At 79.9% G+C, this 1897-nt stretch carries 1 protein-coding gene; it reads right to left on the reverse strand.

Features of this window, described 5'->3' with window-relative positions; all coding sequences use genetic code 11:
• Positions 1–286 precede the first annotated feature (286 nt).
• Positions 287–1573 (reverse strand): acyltransferase family protein, encoded by a 1287-nt coding sequence (locus tag EBM89_RS20455; protein ID WP_122151394.1) that lies wholly within the window; start codon positions 1571–1573, stop codon positions 287–289.
• Positions 1574–1897 lie beyond the last annotated feature (324 nt).

Here is a 1897-nt window from a genome sequence, read left to right on the forward strand (position 1 = left end):
CGCGCGCGACGCGCACCCGGCGGGGGCGGCGGCGTCCGTGGCGGGGCGGCCTCCGGCCCGACGGACGGCGGTCGGTGCGGCGCGAGCGCCGGTCGTGGCGGGGGGCGTACGGGGTTCCGAGGTCGGACGACATGACCCGGACGCTAGGGACCGCCGGGGAGAGGCCCCGGGGGGACCACGCGCAGGCCTCGTCCCGATCCTGCGGACACGACGTGAACGTGCGACATCCCGGACACCGGCGACCACTCAGGGCACGGCCGGGCCGGGTGCGCCCGCGCCACCCACGCTAGGAGGGAGCGCCGACGCGGGCCGGGCGTCGCGCGGGCGCGAGCCACCGCTCGACCCGGGTCGCCAGCGCGACGAGGCCCACCAGGACCACCGCGGCCGCACCGAGGTACGCGGGCCGGGACGTCCACCAGTCCCACGTCCACGGCTCGGGGAGCACCCGGCCCGCGGCGAGCAGGACCACGCCCGCGACCGCGAACATCGCGGTGAGGTGCCACAGGTAGAGCCCCATCGAGCGCGCCCCGACCCAGCGGACCAGCCGGGAACGGGTCGCCCACCGACCGAGGGCGTCACGGGCGAGCAGCGCCAGGGCCACCTGGGCGACGGCGAAGCCGACGACGGGGGCGGTCGGCGGCGCCAGGTTCGAGATCGTGTCGCCGGGCATCCCGATCAGGGACACCGGGTAGGGGCCGACGGCCAGCAGCAGCACCGTCGCCGCGAGGCCGGTCCCGGCGAGGGCCGCGAGCGCCCCGCGCTCGGCGCCGGTGGCCCGCACCGGGCGCCCGGGGTGCGCCGACGGGTGCCGCTGGGCGCGCAGCCGGTGCTCGGCGTGCAGCAGGCCGCCGAGGAACGGGACCGCCCACACCAGCAGGACGTTGGGCGCGCCGGGCACGGGCAGCTCGTCGGAGAACCGCAGCAGATCCACGACCACGGGCAGCGCGGCCGCGACGAGCAGCACCCGCGCGCCGCCCCAGCGGTGCAGCGCCCGCAGCAGCGTCGGCGCGAGGGCCAGCAGCCCGAGCTGGACGGCGAGGAACCACAGCGGCTGCGGCACGATGCGCGCCACCCGGTCGACCGCGCCCTCCGGGACCCCGGCGGCGGGCAGCAGCGCGGTGAGCCCGACCCACACCACCGCGAGCACCACGACGGGCGGGGCCATCCGCAGCAGCCGCGTGCCCGCGAACCGCCACCCCGGCTCCCGGGGGTTCCGGGCGAGGTCGTACCGGGCGGCGGCGCCGGCGGCGAAGAACAGCAGCGGCAGCGGCTGCAGCCACGTGAGCAGCCACGCCCAGCCGTGCCCGAGGGCGTTGCCGACCACGAGGTCCGCGCCGTCCCAGGTCGCCTCGACCATCAGCCAGTGCAGGGCGACGACCAGGACGGTGCCGAGCGCGCGGACGCCGTCCACGAACGGGTCCCGGGCGGGGCGCACCGGCGCCGCCGGACGGGCGAGGGTGCCGGGCCTGCTGGGCCCGCTGGGCCTGCCCGACGTCCCGGCGGGGGCGAGCGGGCGCGGCCGGACCGGTGCGGGCGGTGCGGGCCGGGTCGGTGCGTGCTGGACGGTCGGCATGGTGGCGCTCCCCGGGGCTCCGCGCTCTCGGCGCGAGCACCCGGCGATCGGGCGCACCACCAGCCTGGCGAGTCCCGCCGCAGGTCAGAACGGGTCCGACCCCCGTCCTGCGCGGCGGACCACCCGAGGCCGGACGGGGGTTGTCCCCCGGCCGGCGACCGCCGGTTACCGCGTCGGCGGCTCGGGCGCCGCGTCGGGGGTGGTGGGCGCGGCGCCGTCCGCGGGCGCGGTCGCACCCGGTGCCGGCGTGGCCGCACCCGGGGCGTACGGCGACACCGACGGCGCGGGGTACCCGCCCGCCGGGTACGCGGCGTACGGCTGGGC

Source organism: Cellulomonas triticagri, assembly GCF_003696205.1.
Classification (GTDB): Bacteria; Actinomycetota; Actinomycetes; order Actinomycetales; family Cellulomonadaceae; genus Cellulomonas; species Cellulomonas triticagri.

Excerpts from the sequence above, each read along its gene's own strand:
- EBM89_RS20455 (WP_122151394.1), bottom strand. The coding sequence starts at position 1,573 with ATGCCGACCGTCCAGCACGCACCGACCCGGCCCGCACCGCCCGCACCG.